Raw genomic sequence first — 15645 nt, 5'->3', positions numbered from 1 at the left:
GCCCTCTATATCGACCGCCCCAATATGATTAAGAAATGCATCGCGCTTCCCGTTTTATTTTTCATGAGCCTTTCCCAGCTGTTCGCGCAGGGTCAAAAGCAGGACCTGCGGCAATTGATCGCGCAGGCCAACGATACGGCCGGCATCAATGCGCTCATGAGTTATGCCGTAGACCTCATCAATTTCGACAATCCGAAGGCGAAGGAAATATTGCACATCACGCTGGAAAGGAGCGCCCGCATCGGGTACGATTACGGGATAGGATCGAGCTACGCCAGGCTGGGATACCTACTCGGGCATGAAGGGCGCAACCGCGAAGGGATCGACTATGCGCAGATGGCGCTCGTGCATTTCGAACGGATCAACCGGACGCGCGGGATCATCCTCTGCTACATCAATATGGGCTACAATTTCGACATCCTGGGCCAGGGCGACAGTGCCCTCCATTACCTGTTGAAAGGCGTCGAATTGCTGGAAAGGACCAAATCGGAGCCTGGTAAACTGGCCCGGTTGTATGAAAACGTGGGAACGGGGTTCGCTAACAGGCGGGAGCTCGCCAAAGCCGTTTCCTATTCCCGCAAAGCGGTGGAACTGGCTACGGCCATCAATGACAGCGATTACATCGTTACGGCGCATACCGGGCTGAGCTATGTGCTCAACCAGTGCAAGGATTACCCCGGCGCGCTGGAAGCGGCGAAAAAAGCCAGGCGGTATCTGCCGCAGCAGGAAGACCCCATGCTGATCATCAAGGCGTATTCCCACCTGGCGGCGGCCTGGGCCAAACTGAACGAGCCCGATTCCGCCATCGCTGCGGCGAAAATGTCTATGCAGTATTCTGCGGAAATCGATCCCGCGAATTACATCGCCGCCGGACTGGAACTGGCGGATGCTTACCAGCTGAAAAAGGATTACAGGAACGAAGGCCTGGTGCTGAACACGCTGAAACGGAAGGCAGAGGCGGATACGAGCCTTTTCCACCTGTTCAGTATCTATGACCGGCTGTCGCAAATGCACTATCTGACCGGCAATTACAAGGAAGCCTATTTGTACAACCAGCAATACAGCGCATTCAAAGATTCCTTTTATGCCCGGCAGAACACCCGGACGATCACGGAAATCGAATCCCGCTTCCAATGGTCCCAAAAGGAAAAGGCGCTGTCCGAGAAACAGTTGCAACTGGCGCAAAAAGACCTGGCACTTGAAAAAAGCAACCGGAATATGCTGTACGCGCTCGTGGGATTGTTGGTGGCCCTGTTGATCGCCACCGTATTGTTCATCCGCAACCGCAACCGGAAAAAATCATTCGCGCTCAAACTGGAAACCCTGCAAAAGCAACAGGAAATCGAAATGCTGCAGGCGCTGATGAAGGGTGAAGAGAAAGAAAGGAGCCGCATCGCCAAAGATCTGCACGACGGTATCGCCGGCATGCTGGCCGCGGCCAAGATGCACCTCAGCAGCATGGTGCACCTGCAGCAGCAGGTGGAAAAAACGGAAGATTACCTGCAAACCGTAAAATTGCTGGACGACGCTACCGTCGAAGTCCGCAAGACCTCGCACAACCTCATGCCCGAAATCCTCATGCTGTACGGCCTCAACGAAGCCCTGCGGCGCTATTGCGCCAACATCAGCAGCCATACGCTGAAGGTCCGGTATGATTCCTGGGGCCAGGCCACGCGGTTCGATGGCGGGTTCGAGCTGTCGGTGTACCGGATCGTCCAGGAACTGCTCAACAATATCATCAAGCATTCCGGCGCGGGCAACGCCATCGTTCAGCTGAACCACCAGGACAACCTGCTGTCTATCACCGTAGAAGACGATGGCAAGGGTTTCCTGAAGGATGAAACGGGCGGCGCTGGCATGGGCCTGCAAAGCCTCGCGTCGCGGGCGAAGGCGCTGAACGGCACGATGGAAATCGAGGCTTATCCGAACGAGGGGGTCAGCATTTATCTCGAGTTCGATACCACGGCGGCGGCGGTAAATATTGTGCCGCAGGAAGACATCGCCCCGTAGGAACCGGCCTCTCCTATTCTCCGTACATACTGAGAATCTGGAAACCACTGAAGGTGAGCTCGCCGTTCATGATAATGGAGGTTAGGTTCCAGACGAGTTTCTCGTGCGCTTCCAGCGCCCGGGCCTGCACGTCGCCCAGTATTTTCCCTGCGAGCTTTTGATCGGTGGCGCTCAATTTTTCCCCGTAATCGATTTTTTCCATCCATTGCTGGAGGGCTATGAGCGCGGCTGTGTATTTCCGGAACCTGTCCATCCACAACTGTTGTTGTTTTTCGTACAGCGATTTGCCCAGCTCAACTTTGGCCCTTGCGACGCCTGGCGCGTTTTCGCTGGAAAGGGCGGCCTCTTTCTGCCGGAACACCTTTTTTATCTTTTCATCTTCGGTATAATAATTCACCCAGTCGAACGCGGCCTGCAGCTCGAAGATCCGGGTCACGACCGGCCTGGCGGCGGCGTCCAGGCCGGCCAGCTTTGCTTTCACTTCCGGGCCAAAAATGGGGCGCAGGGCGAGTTTCCAGCGTTCGTCCTCGTATTGGATGGAGTCGGGCATATCCCTGCGCGGGGATTTTTTCATGATATCGCGGATTGTAGCGTCGTGAATGGTACTGATAAGCTGCTTACATTGCCCCAACGGCGGATCGAGCAAGGCGCCTGCCCTGAATTCTTCGCCGTACTTGGTTTTAAGGGTGAACAGTTCGTGCATGGCCGTTACCGTTGGCGGGAGTTGGGGGATACTGCTGATGAGGGATGCAGCATCCATCCGTACCGTTTTTTGGGCAATGGCCGGCATCCAGCTGCAACAAAAAAATATCGAGATGAACAAAGATGTCGCTTTCATACTGCAAAAAAAGGGCAATGCAGGAAAGCGGGGATCGGTGTTTGCCGTTAATCGGGAAATTCAGTGATTTACGGAGATGGAGGGGAACGGAGGATGCAGGCCGGGCCCTTCTAATCCGCCAGCCCCAACAATTGCCGCAATGCAAACACTGGTACCGCATCGCGGACCACCATTTGCTGGTGCCCCAGGTTGTTCCCCAACGAATCCCTGATAACCGATCCCAGAGGCGTGGTGGTGGAAACGATGCCTGCGAGGTTGCCACGGCGGTCGAAGATCGGCCCTCCGCTGGAACCGATGCCATAATCCGCTGTCACTTCCATTCTGACAGGCTTCTTGCCTGCAGGATTGAAACCCGTTGCCAACGATGGCCCCGGTACCGCGGCGTTCCTGGCCACGATGCCCTTGCTGAAGTACCAGAAATACCCGGCCGGGTGCGACAGGCAATATACACTCGCTCCCTCCTCCGCAGGTTTCCCTAGCGGCAGCGGATCGAACCGTGCGCCGTCCGCATCGAGGGTAAATATCGCCAGGTCGTTATTTCGCGACCAGGAAACGATCTTATTGATGAGGAAAACACGTTTATCGCGGGTGATGACGAACCATGCACTGTCTGGCCGGCCTGCCTCCTCCCGGGGAGTGATGATCTGCTCCAGCACGTGATAGTTGGTCACACAAACGCCGCCGGCCGTGATGGCGAACGCAGTACCGGTGATATCGAAGGAAATCCCGGCGGCTGCGCCGGCTTTCTTCAGCCGCCCTACCATCAGCACGCTGTTTTTGCGGCGCGCGTAAATCGCCTCGGCAGACAACGTTTTGCGCCCTGCCCCTGGCAGCGACAGCGGCGTGGCGGGCGGAACGTCTTCCACCAGCCGCGCTGCGCTGGATTTGAGGTCTTGCTGGATGGCGGCCGGAGAGCGCCCGGCAACGGGCGTAAAGGAAAGGTTGGAGAAGAATTGCTGATAGTCGACGTACATCCCGCCATTAAGACTGTCTTGCGCCAAAGCAGGCTGCAGCAAAACGTTCCCGCACATCAAAACCAACAAAAAACGATATAGTCGCATGTATTATCAGATTGAATCATTCAATAATTCGAGAATGCCCTCGTTGCGGATGATCATCATACCCTGCCGGTCTTCCGTAATGCCTTCGCGGAGCTGATAGGTGTACCGTGGCCGGGGGCCGTCCATGATCGTTGGCATGAATGCGAAGCGGATATTACCGTATTGCTGCAGCGCCTCCCCTACTTCGATGATGTGCGTAGACACCACGAACAGGCAGGCGGTGTATCCGGCGAAGCCTTCCGTTACGGCCAGCGTTCCGTCGTATGCGTCTTTCACGTTCGTGCCCTTGAAAAGCTCGTCGAACATCAGGAGCAGCCGCTTCCCGCTGGCGGCAGCTTCCGCGGCATGTTTCACCCGTACCACCTCCGCATAGAAATGGCTGTAACCCAGGCCGATATTGTCTGCCACGTTGATGGAGGTATACATCCCGTCGCGCACGGAAAATTCCAGTTTCGCTGCCGCCACCGGGAAGCCCATGTGCGCCAGGTAACAACCGATCCCGATGGATTTCATGAGGGTCGACTTCCCTGCCATGTTCGCACCGGTCAGGAACAGCACATTCGCCGCCGCACCCAGGTGAACACCGTTGCCTACGGCGCCTTCTATGCAAGGATGCGCCAGCGATTCGGCGCGGAATACGTTCGCTTCGGGCAGCAGCGCGTGCGCGTAGCAAAAGGATTTCTCGCGCGCCACATCGCTCACGGCAATAAAAACGTCTATCTCGTAGATGAAATGGAGCAGGTCTTCCATCTGCTTTTGCAGCTTGCCTTTGAGGAGATGGTCGTACCGGGCCAGCGTGCGCACGGGCAACGCCTGGTAGATGTCCATATTGCGCAATGCTTCCACTCTCTTATCCGCCTGCATGTCGCGCATGGCTTGCAACCGGGCCTGGAACGGGCCATCAGCCCGGCTGACGGACGATACGAAAGCGTGGCATTTCTGAAGGGTGACAATGGCGGCATGCAGGCCCTGCACCATTTTCTTGTATCGGTCGTCGCGCGTGAGCGACGACAGCCATTTCTTCACTACCGTTCCTGCCAGCACCATTCCGGCGTTTCCGGGAGCGGACACATCGAGGTATTCGCGGAAGAAACTCACCTGTTTCACATCGAACGGGAACACGAATTTTTCCTCCTGGAAATACTGGAAAATACGGCTGCGCTGGTTGATGGCATTGGCATCGGTCAGCGGGAAGCGGAACATATCGTCCAGCAGCTGTTCCCCGCCGCGGGTTTTGACGCGATTGAACAGGTGGTATACCGATCCCTGCCGGAATTTGCCCAGCAGGTTCAATTCTTCGAGGGTTTGTTTGTCGATTCCGAAACTCATACGATTGGTTGAATACGAAAAGGGATTATTTACCGAGCAGCGTTTCCAGCTGCTGTTCCAGTGCTTCTCCGCGCAAGTTCACGGCCAGGATGGTGCCGTCGGGCGACAACAGGAAGTTTTGCGGAATGCTTTTTACGGCGTACAGCTTCGCGGCCGCGTTCTGCCAGCCTTTCAGGTCGCTCACCTGCGTCCACGCCAGTTTATCCGTCTCGATGGCTTCCAGCCAGGCGTTGCGGAAGCGGGCATCGTCCAGCGAAACGCCCAGCACATCGAACCCTTTGTCCCGGAAGCGGTTGTATGCTTTTACGACATTCGGGTTTTCGGCGCGGCAGGGCATGCACCAGCTCGCCCAGAAATCCACCAGCAGGTATTTCCCTTTGAATTGCGCGAGGCTGACGGACCGGCCGTTTTTATCCGGCTGCGTGAAGTCCGGTGCAGGTTTGCCGGCGGCCGTATTGCGCAATGCAAGGATATCCGCCGCGATGCCTTTTCCGCTAACGCTTTCCCGCCAGCGGGGCGACAGTGATTTGAACAGCGATTCCAGTTCGGCGGGGGGCTGTTTGTCGTTGATCAGTTCTGAAATGGCCAGCAAACTGAAGTAATTGTCCGGATGCTCGCGGACGTAAGCCGTTTTTTCGGCTGCATTTTCTTTCGTCACCTGTTCCAGCCGGGCCTGCCAGGCGGTTTTCGCGGCCGGGTCCGCCTGTTTTTCCGGCGGCATCATCTGCCATTCGGCGTTCACCGCGTTCGATTTTTCCATCCAGGCCGCCAGCTTTTTGTAAAAGCGCTGGCCTTCGTCATTGAGCGGAGAACCTTCCGGACGGATGTTCTTCATGGAATCCGCGGAGCGGACCGTCATTTTCTCGTCGAACACATATACGCCCGTTACATCTGAATTGTAGGGATTCTGTTGTGCATATCCGATGCCGTCGCGGTCGAGCATCAGCCAGACCATCGTAACGTCTGGCACATTGCCGCGGAACGTAAAAGCACCGTTGGTAATGGTGGCCGAGTCCACCACGTTCCTTTCCCCGGCCATATAGACACAGTACACGCGGGCCGGAGCGCTGTGGCTGCCTACCTGGCCGTTGATCTCGAACTGATGCTGTGCGCTGGCCAGGAGCGGCAGGCTGCACAATGCGCCGGCAATAAGATGTTTCATTTTCATTTTATACGGTTTTGAATGTGGAGGATGCGGACGTGGCCGGCTGCGGAGCTTGTTGCCGGCGGCCGTTTTTCAGGATATCGAGGATACCTTCGTTGCGGATGATCACCATGCCATGGCGGTCGTCCGTCACGCCCTGTTCGAGTTTATAGGTGTATTCGGGGACATGTCCGTTCATGCGGGTGGGCAGGTACTGGAAGCCGATGTTATCCAGTTTGCGGAGCTCGTCGCCGGCTTCCACGATATGCGAAGAGATCATGAACATGCTGTTGCGTTTGGCGGCGAATGCGCGCGTCACCGCCACGGTGGCTTCGTGCGCGTCTTTGACGTTCGTGCCGCGGAAAAGTTCGTCGAACAGGACGAAGAACGACATGCCCGTCCGCAGTTCCGTCGCCATTTTCTTGACGCGAAGCACTTCCGCGTAGAAGTGGCTGGCACCGATGCCCAGGTTGTCGGGCAGGTTGACGGTGGTGTAAATACCGTCCAGCACGGAGAACGCCATGCTTTTGGCGGCTACGGGAAAACCCATATGGGCGAGGTAGAGCGCGGTGCTGAGGGAACGGAGGAAGGTGGATTTGCCGGCCATATTGGCACCGGTAAGGAAGATGACGTTTTGTGCGGCGTTCATCACGATATCATTGCCTACGGGTTGTTTCAGGGAGGGATGATAAACGCCTTCCAGCCGGAGCTCGCAAGTACCTTTATCGAGGGCTTCCGGGAATACGAACCCTTTTTCCACCGCCGTTTCGGCAACCGAAATGTAGACATCGAGCCGGTAGATGCATTCCAGCAACTGCCCGATCTTGCGCCGTTCGCCCACGCGAAAAAGCGCGTCGTACGCAGTTACTGCGCCATACGACAGTTTGCCTTTCGGCTGTTCCTTCAGTGCCGGCCCGAAAACGGGATCTGCCAGTAAGCTGGCCATAGCGGCCCGTTCCTGGGCGAATGCCTGGAGTTGCCTGATCTCATCCCGTTCCACGAATTCCTTCGAATGGCGGATCAGTTCGATGATTGCGCCCACGCCATTTTGTATTTCCCTTTCGCCCAGCACTACCTGGTCTGCCTTGCTGCGGGAAGGCTGATCGGCACTGACGAGGTATTTTTCGGCCATGTCGAACAAAGAGGAAGCGTAGGGAAATGCGATGCGCAGCCGGGCGAAATCCCCGATGATATTGCTCCGCCGGTTGATGGCGGATTTGTCGGACAGGGGCGCGCGGAACATTTCTTCCAGCAGCGTTTCGCCGCCGCGGGTATGCGAGCGGTTATAGATATCGTAAATCCCGCTGCCGCTTTTCTTCCCGAAAATCCCCAGGTCGTCGATGGTTTGTTCGTCGGTTCGTAACATGAAAAATGGTTTTAAATCCTGATGCCGCGAGCGGCGATCTATTTTCTTTTCCGGCGGATGAGCAATATCATGCCCGCGGCCAGTAATATGCCCGGCACTACCCACAGGAAAATGGTCTTCTGCAGGCCGGCGGCGTCTCCCGTGATGGAAAGCTGTGTGTCCTTGGCCGGTTCGCCGGGCGTATAAATGGGGAATTCATGGTTGCTCAGCCAGCTGTAGAAGGCGTTGCCAAAGAAATTTCCGGCCACGCGTGCGTTGCTGATGAAGTCGGCATCTCCGCACACCACGATCCGCTGTTCCTTTCCGCCGATGTTGCGCGTGAGCCCCAATATCGTCGGGAACGAAGCCTGGTACGCGTCTCCCTGCGCAGGGTCCATCGGCGGCAATGTGGAATCCCTGACGAAGGGGCCCGCTTTGAGCCAGGCGCGCCCGGGCATGGTCATCGCCAGCGGCGCAACGGAGAATGCGCTGTCTGCAAATTCCAATGCCGTAACGCCCGGCATGAGCGTGGTGGCCGTGTCGGCCTTCACGCCGAGGGCGTTGGCCCTGCGCAAAGCCAGCATGATGCTTTCTTCGGCCAGGCCGGCGCACGAATCGGTGAGGTAGGGTTTCACCATGTCGGGGGTTTCGTCGAACGTAGGTTGCACGAGCTGTCCATAGCGCATTTGCACGCCCAGTTCCCGCAGCAGCGGATTCATGACATATTGCTTTCCCGGCTCGCCGAGCAGCATCATGTTGCCGCCTTCGCGAACGTATTTGCGGAGCTTCTCCATCACCAGGGGCGGCAGTTCCATCCGCGGGTCCGCCAGCACCAGGCCGGAGATCCCGGGCGGGATGTCTTGCAGGGAAAGATTGATCGTATCCACGTCAAAACCGATGTTCACCAGCGCCCGCCGGCCCGTTTTCGCGTTCACCGGCCCGTAGTAATCGCGGTCTGCGCGTTGCAGGATGCTACGCTCCAGCTGACCGGTAACATACAGGAACCGGGGGCTCTTTCCTTCCACCAGCCGTTTCAGCGCGGCGTCCACGACCATTTCGTCGGGCCAGATGAACCCGTCCACGAACGTCCGCAGAAATTCCGTCCGCCCTTTATGGCGCAACTGCATCACCAACCGGTACCCTTCGCTCTTGAGATCGATCTGGCGGCGGATCTCCGCAGGCGGCAGAAATAACGACGTATCCAGGTCCATCCCGTCGGCCATCTCCGCCGCGATCTGGTCGAGGTTCTTCCCGGGGAGGTATTTGTACGGCGTACTGTCCCGGTCGTCCACATCGTAGTAATACACATATTTGAAGCGGATGTCTGGCCGGAACCGGAGGTAATTCTCCCAGAAGCGCGCCATATAAAACGAATTGCGCATCTCCGGCAGGCCGGCCATGGCGTTCTGGTCGATCAGGTTGGTATAAAGCGTCACCTCCAGGGAACTGTCGCCCAGGTTGCGGAGCAGCTGTTGCGTACGGGGATGGATGGTATTGCGCTTGTTGCCGGTCGCGTCCCAATACCCGGTCAGCGCCGGGCGGGAGCTCAGGTATCCGACGGCCAGCGTAACCACTGCCACCGCCGCATACCGGCCTGTCCGCACATACCAGGGTTTGCTTTCCCGGCCGTTTTTCAGCCGCACGAGCGTAAAACCGATGAACATGCCCGACACGGCCAGGAAATAGATCACGTCTTTGGTGGTAACCAATCCCGTCAACATTTTCCCGGTGCGGTTCTGCAGCGAAAGGAAATACGTGAGGTCGCGCACGAAATCATATTTCTGCCAGAGGCTTCCGATCCGGCCAAGCACGAAAATGATGGTGAACGTAGCCAGCGCGGAAACGATCTGGTAGTTGGACAGGCTGGACATGTACATCCCGATGGCGGAGCAGGCGCATACAATGAGGTAAAACCCCAGCGAGGCGGAGATCAGCAGGCCATAGTCGACGTGCCGGATATTAAAAGCTCCCGTGCTCATGAAAATCCCTACCACGGCGATCAACAGCAGGTTGAAAAACATGATGCCCGCATATTTGCCCAGTACGATTTCCCGCAGCCGTACCGGCGACGAAAACAGGAGGCGCGACGTGCCGCTGTTATTTTCGCGGCTGATGAGGCCCATCGTCAGCAGGGGAACGAATAGGTAGAGATTACTGACGGCATAGGAAAAGAGGCCGCCCCTGAGAAAAACTTCCGCTGTCATCGGGTCGGGCTCCAGCTTCCCCAATCCCCTGTGCATGTTGTTGGCCAGGACCATATCCTGCGTGAGCGCCATATGAAAAACGGGGATCACGTAAAAGATCGCGCATTGCACCAGGAACACGATCAGCAGAAACCATGCGATGGGCGAGTAAAACAGGTGCCGGAACTCGTTCTTTGCTATTTTGAGTAATAATTTCATGGGTTTCGTTGTTTATTTCCTTTTTCTCCGGATGAGCAATACGGTACCGAACAATGCCAGCAGGCCGGGCAGCACCCAGGTGTAGGCGATCTTCTGCACAACGGCCCGCGGGGTACGCAGGGTGAGCATATTGTCTTCCGCGTAGGGGTACACGGCATACACCGGCATTCGGTCGCCGCTCAGCCACGACGCGATCCCGCGGATCAGCCAACCCGTAGGCATACGGCGGTTGCCGAGGAAATCGGCGTCGCCGGCCACCATGATCCGCTGTTCCTTTCCGTTGATGTTCCGGGTCAGGCGGAGGAATGTCTGGAATTCATCCTGCCGGATGTCCCCTTCCGCCGCCGAAAACACGGGCGCCACGGAGTCTGCCACGAACTTGCCCACCTTAGACCAGGCCGATCCCGGTGCAACGTTCAGCAATGCAACGCTTGTAAATCCGCTGTCGGGCGAAAAAGCAAGCCCCGCGGCACCCGGCATTACCGCCTGTGCCGTGTCGTCGCGCACACCGTGGGACCACAAGCGATGGAACAACCTGGCCGGCTCTTCCTGCAATATTTCCAGGAAAGGGATCGGCAGGTAGGTTACCACTTCTTCCGGCGCGTGGCGCTCGCTGGGCTGCATGAGTTTTCCGGGGATCATCCGCACACCGGTTTTCCGCAGCAGGGGCCCGATGACGTGCTCCTTGCCCGGCTCGCCGAGGAGCAACATGTTCCCCCCGCCGTCGAAGTAGCGCTGCAGCTTTTCCATTTCAGCCGTTCCGTATTCGATTTTGGGGTCGGCCACTACCACCGCGGTAACATTCGGGGCAATGTCCTGCACCGCCAGGTTCACCGTATCTATATCGAAGCCGATGTTGACGAGCGAACCGGGATTTCCGGCGATGATGGTGCTGGATGAATATTCGCGTTCGCCGGTTTTATGCAGGCTTCTTTCCAGGTGCCCCGTCACGAAAGCGATTTTAGGGATCGGCCGGCCGAGGAGGCGTGCCAGCGCGGCGTCTATATGCACCGTTCCGGGCCAGTCCCCTCCCCCGTAGGTCCGCAGGAAAACCGAACGGTCCTTGTATTGGAGGCGCATCACGAGCCGGAGCCCTTCGGGGCGCAGGTCGATTTCTCTGCGCATGGTTTCGGGGGTTTTAAAATCCTTTACATCCACCTGCATCGTTTTCGCCATTTCAGCCGCGATCTGCGGCATCGTCTTGCCCTTGAAATCGTTGAATATACTGGCAGGCCCGATGCTGTCGGCATCGTAATAATATTCGTATTTGAAGTGGATGTCCCATTTGAACCGGCGGTAACGGTCCCAGCAGTCTGCGAGATATAAATTGCGGCGCGACGGAAGCCCCGCGTTGGCGCCCGGGCCGATCAGGTTGGTGTAGAGCGTTACTTCGAGGGGGCCGTCGAGCGCCTCGATCAATTCCCTGGAAGCCGGCCGCACGGTATTGATCTGCTGTGCCGTTACATCCTTATAAAGAGAAAACCGCGGCATCGACCCCACATATCCCACCATCAGGCAAACCGCCACCACAGCCGCATACCGCGCAGCCCGCACGTACCAGGCCAGCTTCTCGCGCCCGCCCTGCAGCCGCAGCCAGGTGAAACCGATGAACATGCAAATAATGACGAGATAGTAGAGCACATCCCGCGAAACGATCAGCCCCCACACCATCTTCTCCGTTCTTCCGGCGATAGACATGAACCAGGTGAGGTCGCGCACGAAATCATACTGCTGCCATACCCATCCGATGTTCATCAACACAAAAAATACCGTAAAGCTCGCGATGGCCGCAACGATGGGATAGGTCGTCAGGCTCGACATATAAAACCCTACCGCCGTCAGCGCGCATAAAAGCAGGTAAAATGCCAGCAAAGTGGATAGCAGCGGCCCGTAGTCGAGCGACTGCACATCGAAAAATCCGTTCACGACGAAAATGCCGACGATAGCCACCAGCAACAGGTTGTACAGCATCAGCGCCAGGAATTTCCCCAGCACGATACGGCTGATCCGAACGGGCGATGAATATAGCAGTTTAATGGTGCCTGCGTTGATTTCCCGGCTGATGACGCCCATGGTGAGCAGGGGCACGAAGAGGTAAATCGTCTGCAATACGTTGGTGAGAATCCCGTTTGGTCCCATGTAAATGGATGATGTCACGGATTCGGTAGCGCGCCATTTGAAATCCGGGTCGTTGGCATACGGGATCTGCGACATCTTCGCCCACATATAGCCTGCGCCTGTGTAGAAGTATGCGCACATCAGTGTGAAAATAATGAGCAGGAACCAGGCTATCGGCGAATAGAACATATTCCGGAGCTCGTTTTTCGTTATCTGGATTGTCGTTTTCATGGGCGGGGATTTACTGGAGCGTCTGGGTAGACAATTGTTTGAACACATCATCGAGCAGGCCTTTGTCCAGGCCGATTTCCTTCAGCTTCCATCCCTGCGCCACGCTTGCCGCGATCAGTCTTTCGGAAACGTCTTCCTGCGATCCTTCGAAGTACACGCGTACCTGCCGGTCAGACAGGAATTCCACCTGCGTCACGCCCTGGACGCGCTGGAACGCTGATTTCTGCGGCGGATGGTCCATGCGCAGGAGGATCACTTTCGACTGCACGTAATTGTTGAATGCGTCCATACTGTCGGCAAACACCATTCTCCCTGATTCGATCATGATAATGTCGCGGCAAAGCAGGTTGATTTCGGAAAGGATGTGGGAGGAAAGCAGTACGGAATGGTCGGCGGCGATTTCGCGGATCAGTTTCCGCGCTTCGATGAGCTGGTTGGGATCGAGGCCGTTGGTAGGCTCGTCCATCACCACCAGCTTGGGCTTATGGATGATCGCCTGTGCGATCCCTACGCGCTGGCGGTATCCGCCAGACAGGTTTTTGATGAGGCGCGAGCTGAAGTGCGATAATCCGCACCGTTCTTTCGCCTCTTCCACCGCAGTCCTCACCTTGTTTTTCGGGATAAGGCGGAGTTGTGCGCAATACACGAGGTATTCATCGATCGTAAGGTCTGTGTACAGCGGCGGGTTTTGCGGCAAAAAGCCGATTTCCCGTTTCGCGGCTTCCGGTTGTTTGCGGAGATCGAACCCGTTGATATAGACATTTCCTTCCGTCTGGTTCAGTACCCCGCAGATGATGTTCATCGTGGTGGATTTGCCGGCGCCGTTGGAGCCCAGCAGCCCTGTGATGCCAGCGCTCCCGATCTCGATGTTGATGTCGCGGATGGCCCAGGCGCTGCTGTAGCGGTGTGAAAGATGTTCTGTTTTAAGAATCGGATGCATGTGATAAGCGTTTGACGATTAACGGGATTTCGTACGGCGGTACCGGGCAAGGTTTCCCCGCTTCCATGGAATGCTCCATGAAATCCTCCGTGCTGCAGCGTTCCGGCAGCATCAGCGCGCTGCCAGCTTCAGGGCGGTAATGTTTAACGGAAGGGAAACTTCGGGTTGGGCGCAGGCCGGTTGCCGTTTGATATATAAATCATCGGGAAAGGTTTTTGTACCAGCGCGATGAAAAAAAATATGGTTGAAAATAAAAAAGAAGGCGAAGAGCAACATGGCCCCGGCGTGCTCCTTCATGAACTGGACCGCACGGGTCAGGTGGTTTCTCACGGTGAGCGGCGAAAGGTTCATCCGGTCGGCGATTTCGCGGCGATTGAGGCCTCTCAGTTTACTAAGGCGGTATATTTTCTGCTGCTGTTCCGGCAGCTGCTGGTAGGCTTTATTGAATTGATACGCGCTTTCTTTTTGCAGCAGCGGCTCCGCGGCTTCCACGGCCTTCGGTTGGCCGAGGGTCCAGGCCGCATACACTTTCCGGCGGCCGGATTCCCTTTTCAGGTGCGCCTGCGCCAGGTTCCACGCTACCCGGTACAACCATCCGCCCACGTTATCGGGCACTATCACCAGGCGCCGCTCCCACAGCCGGAGGAACGTTTCCTGGACGATGTCTTCCGCAGCCTGCCGGTCGCGCGTGAGGTAGGTAACGATATGCAGGAGCCTGGCGGAATGGATTTCCACCAGACCGCTGAAGTCCGCCTCCAGCGCTTGCCGCTGCTCCGCAATGCCCCGGTGGCTTTCGGGCGACGGCAAAAATACGGGTTGGGTCAGTTGTGAAATGGTCATGGCTTACCGTGGGTTTTGAATAATGCCGGGGTTATTGGCGATAATGACGGGCGAGAACGGCATAAGGTAACGCGGCGAATTGGGCACCAGCGTTGCCAGAACGGTCGTTCCGTCGTCTTTCTTCCTGAATATCGTACGTGCGTATACGTTATCGGAGTTCAGCCGTTTCAGGTCGAACAGGCGGAGGCCGCCGTGGCAGAACAGTTCCCTTCTTCTTTCTTCCAGTACCGTTTTCAGCACGTCCGCCCCGCCATCCAGCGGCTCGAATCGCGCCAGCCGGTTTTCCCGCAGGGTGTTGACGATCGCCATCGCCCCCGCCTTATCGTTTTTACGCGCGAGGCATTCGGCCCTGATGAGCATCGCTTCGGGAACGCCGACGCTGTAATCGCAGGTGACCGAATTGTACATGGATCCGGTGATGTACAGGTCTCCCGCAAAATTGACCGTGCGCCGCAGGTCGTTATCGCCAAACAGCTCCTTCAACCCGGGATCGATGAAAAACGGGGTAAACCGGATGCCATAGAACTTGTAATCGTTGCAGATACGCGCCAGCATCACTTCCGGATTGTGCGAAAGGTCGAGCAGACTGGCCGGCGCTGCATACTCGGCGGTGAACTTATGCAGTTGATCGTGGGCCGAAAGGGCGGCTTCGGCAGCCTGTTGCGCATCGTCATAGCGGCCCATGTACAGGCATGTACGGGCCAGCAGCGTGAAACCGGCCGCTTTGCCGGGATGCAGGACATCCTGCCCCATATCCGGCAGTGAGGATGTGGCCAATGCGGCGCGGAGGTCTCCCGTCACCTGTTCGTACACCGCCTTCACGGTGGCGCGTTGCGGCAGCACCGCAGCGTCCGGCGAAAGGATGAGCGGCACGGAAAGGTCAGTTGCGGCAGACGATTCCCGGTAGCCCGCCCCGTACAAATTCGCCAGCTGCAGATAATACCAGGCGCGGTTGATCAGCGCCTGCGCTTTCACAACTTCCTTATCGGACTCCTTACCGGCGGTACGGCCGATCCGGTCCAGGATGATGTTCATTTGCAAAATGCGGGCGTACGCGGAATTATACATCTTGTCCTCTTCCCCCGGCTGCCAGACAGTTGCTCCCCAAAGCCAGGCCTGGGTGTAGGACGAAGTCGGGTCGGCAGACAAATGGGCATCCTCCAGCCGGATATCGTCGCTCATGAAATCTGCCAGCATGAAATTGCACAGCGCGAGGGAATCGTTATTCAGCATTTCCTGAAAATCCTTCAGCGTGGCGGGATTGACGATCGAGGTATTCGGCCGCACGTCGAAGAATGTATCGCAGCCCTGCAGCAGTCCCTGTACCAGGCAAAGTACCAGCAGCCAGTTCCTGGCGGCGGTGCGGTGAAAATATGTTCTTGCCATA

Annotated in this window: 11 protein-coding genes; 1 reads left to right on the top strand and 10 read right to left on the bottom strand. The window is 57.0% G+C overall.

What is annotated here, in order from left to right:
* Nucleotides 1-24: 24 nt before the first annotated feature.
* A complete protein-coding gene (locus tag ACQKLP_RS11115; RefSeq protein WP_427322830.1) occupies nucleotides 25-2010 on the top strand; it encodes a tetratricopeptide repeat-containing sensor histidine kinase in 1986 nt (661 codons plus the stop codon).
* A 13-nt stretch (nucleotides 2011-2023) separates the two neighbouring features.
* Here the strand turns inward: ACQKLP_RS11115 and ACQKLP_RS11110 are convergent, their stop codons facing one another.
* From ACQKLP_RS11110 to ACQKLP_RS11065, 10 genes are all read right to left on the bottom strand, one after another.
* Nucleotides 2024-2770: a hypothetical protein gene (locus tag ACQKLP_RS11110; protein ID WP_427322829.1), complete on the bottom strand. Its 747-nt coding sequence runs from the start codon at nucleotides 2768-2770 to the stop codon at nucleotides 2024-2026.
* Between the two features lie 188 nt (nucleotides 2771-2958).
* Nucleotides 2959-3909 carry a S1 family peptidase gene (locus ACQKLP_RS11105; RefSeq protein WP_427322828.1) on the bottom strand — a complete coding sequence of 317 codons (951 nt, stop codon included), beginning with the start codon at nucleotides 3907-3909 and terminating at the stop codon, nucleotides 2959-2961.
* Nucleotides 3910-3915: 6 nt separating this feature from the next.
* On the bottom strand, nucleotides 3916-5238 hold the full coding sequence (locus tag ACQKLP_RS11100) for a MutS-related protein (protein ID WP_427322827.1): 1323 nt from the start codon (nucleotides 5236-5238) through the stop codon (nucleotides 3916-3918).
* Between the two features lie 25 nt (nucleotides 5239-5263).
* Nucleotides 5264-6400: a redoxin domain-containing protein gene (locus tag ACQKLP_RS11095; protein ID WP_427322826.1), complete on the bottom strand. Its 1137-nt coding sequence runs from the start codon at nucleotides 6398-6400 to the stop codon at nucleotides 5264-5266.
* Nucleotides 6401-6407: 7 nt separating this feature from the next.
* Nucleotides 6408-7748, bottom strand: a complete 1341-nt coding sequence (locus ACQKLP_RS11090) for a MutS-related protein (RefSeq protein WP_427322825.1) — start codon at nucleotides 7746-7748, stop codon at nucleotides 6408-6410.
* Nucleotides 7749-7786: 38 nt separating this feature from the next.
* Complete coding sequence (locus ACQKLP_RS11085; protein ID WP_427322824.1) at nucleotides 7787-10129, bottom strand: Gldg family protein; 2343 nt, start codon at nucleotides 10127-10129, stop codon at nucleotides 7787-7789.
* A 12-nt stretch (nucleotides 10130-10141) separates the two neighbouring features.
* Entirely contained in the window at nucleotides 10142-12478 is a 2337-nt protein-coding gene (locus ACQKLP_RS11080; protein WP_427322823.1) for an ABC transporter permease subunit, read from the bottom strand.
* A gap of 10 nt (nucleotides 12479-12488) precedes the next feature.
* The gene (locus ACQKLP_RS11075) at nucleotides 12489-13418 is read right to left on the bottom strand and encodes an ABC transporter ATP-binding protein (protein ID WP_427322822.1); all 930 of its coding nucleotides are present in this window, start codon (nucleotides 13416-13418) and stop codon (nucleotides 12489-12491) included.
* A gap of 111 nt (nucleotides 13419-13529) precedes the next feature.
* Nucleotides 13530-14258, bottom strand: coding sequence for a sigma-70 family RNA polymerase sigma factor (locus ACQKLP_RS11070; protein ID WP_427322821.1), 729 nt, complete (start codon nucleotides 14256-14258; stop codon nucleotides 13530-13532).
* Nucleotides 14259-14261: 3 nt separating this feature from the next.
* Nucleotides 14262-15644, bottom strand: a complete 1383-nt coding sequence (locus tag ACQKLP_RS11065; protein ID WP_427322820.1) for a RagB/SusD family nutrient uptake outer membrane protein — start codon at nucleotides 15642-15644, stop codon at nucleotides 14262-14264.
* Between the last annotated feature and the right edge of the window lies 1 nt (nucleotide 15645).

The sequence above is a fragment of the Chitinophaga sp. NPDC101104 genome (assembly GCF_050277495.1).
Lineage (GTDB): Bacteria > Bacteroidota > Bacteroidia > Chitinophagales > Chitinophagaceae > Chitinophaga.
Note: the sequence above shows the minus strand (reverse complement) of the source record. Positions and strands in the feature narration are given on the sequence as shown.